This is a genomic window from bacterium CG_4_10_14_0_2_um_filter_33_32, assembly GCA_002792735.1.
GTDB lineage: Bacteria > Patescibacteriota > CPR2_A > CG2-30-33-46 > CG2-30-33-46 > CG2-30-33-46.
Window position 1 is genome coordinate 1 of sequence record PFOW01000052.1, and the last position, 6,000, is coordinate 6,000.

At 36.2% G+C, this 6,000-nt stretch carries 8 protein-coding genes and 2 tRNA genes; 6 read left to right on the top strand and 4 right to left on the bottom strand.

The genetic code is table 11. The features are described from left to right. Nucleotides 1–226 precede the first annotated feature (226 nt). Nucleotides 227–303 (bottom strand) — tRNA-Pro (locus tag COX95_03185). Nucleotides 304–556: 253 nt separating this feature from the next. Continuing rightward, nucleotides 557–1,180, bottom strand: a complete 624-nt coding sequence (locus tag COX95_03190; GenBank protein PIZ85689.1) for a site-2 protease family protein — start codon at nt 1,178–1,180, stop codon at nt 557–559. Nucleotides 1,181–1,270: 90 nt separating this feature from the next. Between COX95_03190 and rpmB the strand changes: the two genes are divergently transcribed. Further along, on the top strand, nt 1,271–1,468 hold the full coding sequence (gene rpmB, locus COX95_03195; protein ID PIZ85690.1) for a 50S ribosomal protein L28: 198 nt from the start codon (nt 1,271–1,273) through the stop codon (nt 1,466–1,468). Nucleotides 1,469–1,471: 3 nt separating this feature from the next. Here the strand turns inward: rpmB and COX95_03200 are convergent, their stop codons facing one another. Both COX95_03200 and COX95_03205 read right to left on the bottom strand, forming a co-directional pair. Then, complete coding sequence (locus COX95_03200) at nt 1,472–2,119, bottom strand: MBL fold metallo-hydrolase (protein ID PIZ85691.1); 648 nt, start codon at nt 2,117–2,119, stop codon at nt 1,472–1,474. Between the two features lie 7 nt (nt 2,120–2,126). After that, nucleotides 2,127–2,567, bottom strand: coding sequence for a hypothetical protein (locus COX95_03205; protein ID PIZ85692.1), 441 nt, complete (start codon nt 2,565–2,567; stop codon nt 2,127–2,129). A gap of 175 nt (nt 2,568–2,742) precedes the next feature. Between COX95_03205 and COX95_03210 the strand changes: the two genes are divergently transcribed. From COX95_03210 to COX95_03230, 5 genes are all read left to right on the top strand, one after another. Next, nucleotides 2,743–3,471 carry a ComF family protein gene (locus COX95_03210; protein ID PIZ85693.1) on the top strand — a complete coding sequence of 243 codons (729 nt, stop codon included), beginning with the start codon at nt 2,743–2,745 and terminating at the stop codon, nt 3,469–3,471. A gap of 161 nt (nt 3,472–3,632) precedes the next feature. Continuing rightward, nucleotides 3,633–3,890, top strand: a complete 258-nt coding sequence (locus tag COX95_03215) for an endonuclease (protein ID PIZ85694.1) — start codon at nt 3,633–3,635, stop codon at nt 3,888–3,890. Nucleotides 3,891–3,912: 22 nt separating this feature from the next. Beyond that, nucleotides 3,913–4,001, top strand: a tRNA-Ser gene (locus COX95_03220). Between the two features lie 290 nt (nt 4,002–4,291). Then, entirely contained in the window at nt 4,292–4,957 is a 666-nt protein-coding gene (locus COX95_03225; protein PIZ85695.1) for a hypothetical protein, read from the top strand. Between the two features lie 2 nt (nt 4,958–4,959). Continuing rightward, on the top strand, nt 4,960–6,000 hold a 1,041-nt coding region (locus COX95_03230; protein PIZ85696.1), incomplete at its 3' end, for a DNA methyltransferase.

The following is a 6,000-nucleotide window of genomic DNA, read 5'->3' on the forward strand; positions in this document are numbered from 1 at the left end:
CGCTCACCACGCTGAAAAACTGGCTTCGTCCAACGAATTTGATGAAATCAAATCATTGGTGGAAAAAATCGGAACGAACCGCCGCCTGCTTTCCAAACAAGTCCTTGTCGGGCTTCGCCCGCCGTTTGATTTAATCGCCAAACAACGGGCTTTTTGTGAAGCGAGACCCGCCGAAGGCGGGGCGAGCGAGCAAGCTCTTTCCCCTGAAAATTTGAAATGTCTTGATTGGTCGGGGAGAGAGGATTTGAACCTCCGATCTCCGGACCCCCAGCCCGGCGCACTAGGCCGCTATGCTACTCCCCGTAAAACAGATATCACTTTAAATTATACATTCTAATTATAAATATAAAAATCTCCACTCGGAGATCACTTTTAATAAGATAATAACAGCCCGAAAGATCGTTTATTAATATTCCGATTCTGGTAATCTAAGTGGGTGTCTGCACCGCTAATGCCAAGGCATTAGGGACTTTTAGACTCCCGATGTAGAAGTTGTTAGCTCGGAATATTTTGAACGTTCTTCCAGGCATTTTTATTATAACAAATAAGTTTTGATTTAGAAATTCAAAATATTCCAAACAAAATTAAATATTGGATTTATGATTGATGAAAGAATATGAAATCCGAAAAAATTATCCAAAACTAATATTGCCAACAGTATGATGGGGCCTTGTTTTTCTAATTTTTCAACAAATTCTTGTTTAGATTCAGGTAGGAGAGCTTGCAAAATTTTCGATCCGTCTAATGGAGAAATTGGTATTAAATTGAATATAGCTAGCAGTAGATTTATAAATATAATTACCATAAATAAATTTGCGAAAGAAGCCGGGACTATACCGAATTTCATAACAACTATAAATACAAATGCAATGAATATGTTTGAAAGTGGACCTACTGCTCCTATTGCCGCAATGCCCCATTTGCCATATTTAATAAAATTAGGATTGAATGGTACTGGTTTACCCCATCCGAATCCTGCGATTAATAAAAATAAGCTGCCCCATAAATCTAAATGGCGAATTGGGTTTAGTGTTAATCTTCCTTCCAATCGGGGAGTAATATCTCCTAAAAATGTTGCCATTGCTGCATGAGAAAATTCATGAAAAGTAATCGCAATAACCAGTCCAATTGCTAGGAATAATATGCTTATTACTGATTGGTTTAATAAATCGAATAACATTATTTCTTGACCCCTTTAGATACACGTGTTACAATTTCTTGTGTTTATTTTATTATAATAATCAAAATATTCATAGAGATAAGGAGATAAATAATGCGAGTCTGTGACATTTGCGGAAAGGGTACTACGTTCGGTCATAATGTAAGTCATTCGAACAGAAAGACAAACAGAAAGTGGCTTCCTAATTTGCAGTATAAAAAAATCAATATAGATGGGGCAGAGACTAGAGTACGACTTTGTACCCGATGTTTAAGAAGCAAAACAAAAATTAAAGCTAAGAAAAGTTAAATATTACTTTCCTTGCGATTTTAGGACGACAACTTTTAGTTCTTGAGGCAGATTAGCTGCCTTTATTTTTAATTTATCTTCTTGTTCAACCTTTCCTTCGAATTTTTTCTGAAATTTATCTACTGGTTCTAATTCTAAAGGTGTATTAACTCCGGGTATTTTATAGTGCATAGGGATTACGATTTTTGGTTCAATTTCTCCTACAATTTTTGCCGCTTCTTCGCCGTCAATTGTATAAGTTGATCCAACAGGAATCATGAGAATATCAACTGTGCCAAGTTTATCAATTTCATCATCACTTAGGTCTTGTCCAAGGTCTCCAAGGTGACAAATTTTGATTCCTTCAAACTCCATTAAATATATCGTTATCTTGCCGCGTTCTTCACCATTCTTTTTATCATGAAATGCTGTTATTCCTGTTACTGTAGCTCCTGCTACTTCATATTCTCCGGGAGAGTTTATTTCATAAGGATTTCCAGAAACTCCTTGACGGTAGTTATGGTCATGATGCTCATGAGTTATAAGCAATAGATTTGCGGATAAACTTTTTGGTAATTTTAAGCCAGTAGCAGGATCAAAAGGATCAATAACTAAAGTACTGTCCTTACCTTCTAATTTGAAACAAGCTTGTCCTAACCAAGTAATTTCCATATTTATATTAAAGGCTTCTTACCTTAAGCTTCTTTACTTTAATGGATGTGGCTTTAGGTAAAGAAATAGTTAAAATACCGTCTTTGAAGACTGCCTTTGCTTTATCTGCTGCAACGCCAACAGGTAATATAACGGATCTGGAAAATGATCCCCAGTAGCATTCTTGGCAGTAGTAATCTTCTTGTTTAGTTTCTTTTTCTTTTTTTCTTTCTCCTCGAACTGTTACTGCATCGTCATTTATAGAAATATCAATATCTTCCGGTTTTACGCCTGCGATAGGAGCTTTGATGACTATTTCATCTCCCGATTGAAAAACATCTATTGCTAACTGGCCTTCTAGTTCTTCCATCCATTCATTAGTATTCGAAATTTCAGGGATTTTGTTCATTTCAGATTCAATAATATCTATGTCTTTTTCCTTTGTTTCTTTAGGCTTTTTTCCTAGCATTTTTCCTCCTGAAGCTCCGGAATATATATTTCTTACCGGAGCTGAAGTCCGCCAAAAACTTTAGTGAGGGCGGGCATGATTATTATTTATTTGATTAATTGCATAGCAACTAAAATACGAGATAATTTCTTACTAAATTATAGAAAAGTTTTTATAAACATACAAGGGTGATTTTATGTACTTTGCTTTATTTTTTTATGAAATTATAATATTTATATTGATTAATTCAGCAAAAAAATTTCTAATAGATTTATTTTTCCCTCCCCATTGTGTTAATTGCAATAAAGAGGGTGATTGGCTATGTAATGATTGTCAAGGAAGAATAAAAATTATTAATTCTATTTTTTGTTCCAAATGCAACATGCTTACAACAGATAGAAAACTTTGCGATTCTTGTAGAAGAAATTCTAATTTAAAAGGGATATTATTTCTCGGCTATTATAGTGACGAGATATTAAAAAAAGCTATCTGGGGATTCAAATACAATTTTGTAAAAGAAGTTGGTCAATCACTTTCACTGTTGCTTGCTGATTATTTAGAGGGGAAATTGGATTTTGATGATGGTGTTTTAGTTGCCGTTCCTTTAAATAAACATAGATTAAGCTGGAGAGGATTTAATCAATCTGAAATCTTAGCAAGGGGTATTTCGGATAAATTAAATATTCCATTTCAAAAAAATGTTCTAGAGAGAGTTAAAAATACACAGAGCCAAATAGGACTGTCAAGAAAAGAAAGATTAGAAAATGTTGCCTCGGCCTTTAAGGTAGTTGATAAAATCGATCAAAAAAGGGTATTTTTGGTTGATGATGTTTTTACAACTGGCTCAACATTGGAAGAATGCGCGAAAGAATTAAAAGAATTCGGAGTAAAAGAAGTTTGGGGAGTTGTTTTAGCTAAGGATTAATCGCTAATGCAATCGCGAATTTTCGCAAATAATTTGTTATAATTGTTTTAGGGATTGAAAGGTTTTGTCTGGAAGGGTCGCATAGTGGCTTATTCGGATAGTCTTGTCAGCTCAAGGCTGATCCGCCTGGGGCGGAAAAACTGTTTAATATTAACAATTATATGTATTACGTTTATATTATTTATAGTAGTAAATTAGATAAGACTTATAAAGGCTCTACGGATAATTTGAGGGAGAGGATTGATAGTCATAATAACCGTAAAGTTAAATCTACTAAATTAGGGATTCCTTGGAAACTAATATATTACGAAGCTTTTATAAGTAAAGTAGACGCAAAAAGGGAAGAATTGTTTCTAAAATCAGGCAAGGGAAGAGAAAGGTTACAATATTTATTACAGAATACTTTAAAAAAGAGATAGTAGATTAGTTTCAATTCAGAGCGGAGAGGTGTCGGAGTCTGGTTTATCGAGACAGTCTTGAAAACTGTTGTGCCCGCAAGGGTACCGTGGGTTCAAATCCCACCCTCTCCGCTCTGAATTGAAGATGAGTAGTCTTGTCAGCCCAAGGCTGATCCGCCTGGGGCGGAAAATCGCACGCCAGCGTGCGGTCGGCAATGCGGAAGTTCGAACCCATCCTTTTAAGAAAATCCCGTCTCGTAATGGGATTACTGGTTTCATAAAGGACTTTTGATTATGATGGGAAAATGGCATAATAGCTGTAAAGATAGAAACAGGCGAAAGTCCGAATTCGACAGTTGATACTTTAGAAAAAATAGCCAAAGTCTTCGGCGTGCCGACGGCGGAATTATTTAAATAAATTTATGTGCAAGAATCAAATTGTCTACATTTTAAAAAATGAATCAATGCCAGAGTATGTAAAAATTGGTTTTACTCATGGCGATGTTAAAGAAAGGCTCAGGCAATTAGATCGAACAGGCGTACCACTTCCGTTTGAGGTTTATTACGCGGCAACAGTAGAAGACGCTGAAAGAGAGGAAAAATGGTTACACTCTATATTTGCTGACCGTCGCGCGAGAGACAGTCGTGAGTTTTTTAAGATGAACCCAGAATATGCGGCGCTTGCATTAAAACGAGTAGAAATTAGTGAAACCAAGATTGATAGCGGATTAACCCCGGAACAAGAAAAAGAAGTTGATAGAGTAAAAGAAAGACGCTCAAGATTTCATTTTGCAAAATATGGAATACCTGTCGGATCAAAGCTAACTTTTACAAGAGATTCAAATATCATTGCCGAAGTAGTAGAAAACGATAAAATAAAAATCAACGGCAAAGTTAATAACTTGTCTAGTTTTGCTATGGAATTGTTGGGTTATCAAAGACGGCCGCAAGGGACGCTCTATTTTGAGTTTGAAGACGAAATTTTAGATGATAGACGAAGAAGAATGGACGAGGAAGAATATAAAGAAATTGAGGTGGTTGGAGATGCATGGATGCAACAGCAATCTGATATAGAAAGAGGAAAATAATTGTGGCAAACAATAATCTTACAAACGCAAAACGGGTAAAGAACGATGAGTTTTATACCCAATACGGCGATATTCAAAAAGAGATTGAGGCGTATTTGGAATACAGCCCTGATGTATTCCTAGGCAAGGTGGTGTATTGCAACTGCGACGATCCTTTTGAGAGTAATTTCTTTCGCTATTTTGTATTAAATTTTAGCAAGCTTGGATTGAAAAAGCTGATCACTACCAGCTACAAGCCTTCGCCCGTAGCCAACACGCTACTGGATTTGATAGACTACGATAAAACTCTCACAAAATCAAAAGGTCGTCCGAAGATAACCGCCAATAAATTTATTGTTAGTGAAGTGCGCGACATAGACGGCGACGGCGAATTCAATTTAAAGGATGTTGCTAAGCAGTTAAGGGCAAACAAACACAATGAATGGACGCCGCTAGAAGGCGATGGCAACTTTCGTAGCCCAGAATGCGTCGAGTTGCTTGAACAATCTGATATTGTGGTGACTAATCCACCATTCAGTCTGTTTCGCGAATACATAAAACAACTCGTTGATTATGATAAAAAGTTTTTGATCATCGGCAACTTGAACGCAATTACCTACAAAGAAGTATTTCCATTACTTAAAGAGAATAAAGTTTGGTTAGGTAATAATTACAAAGTCAATGCTGGCGCAATGTTTTTTGAGATACCAGAAAAGATTGCTAATTTAGATCAAGTTCGTGAAATTAAGACAAACGAAAGTGGTAAAAAGGTTTATGTAACCCGAGTGCAAGGCGTTCGCTGGTTTACCAATATTGACCATGGGCGCCGTCACCAACCACTACCACTTATGACCAAAGCGGAGGTGATCAAGTTTGTAACAAAAAAATCATTTGATAAATATGATAATTATGATGCGATAGAAGTGTCGTTGGTGAAAAATATCCCAAGTGATTATAAAGGCATAATGGGGGTGCCAGTTAGTTTTCTTGATAAACATAATCCAGAGCAATTTAAAATAGTAGGTTTAACATCTGGAAGGGATGAGTTTGAGTGCAGACCATCA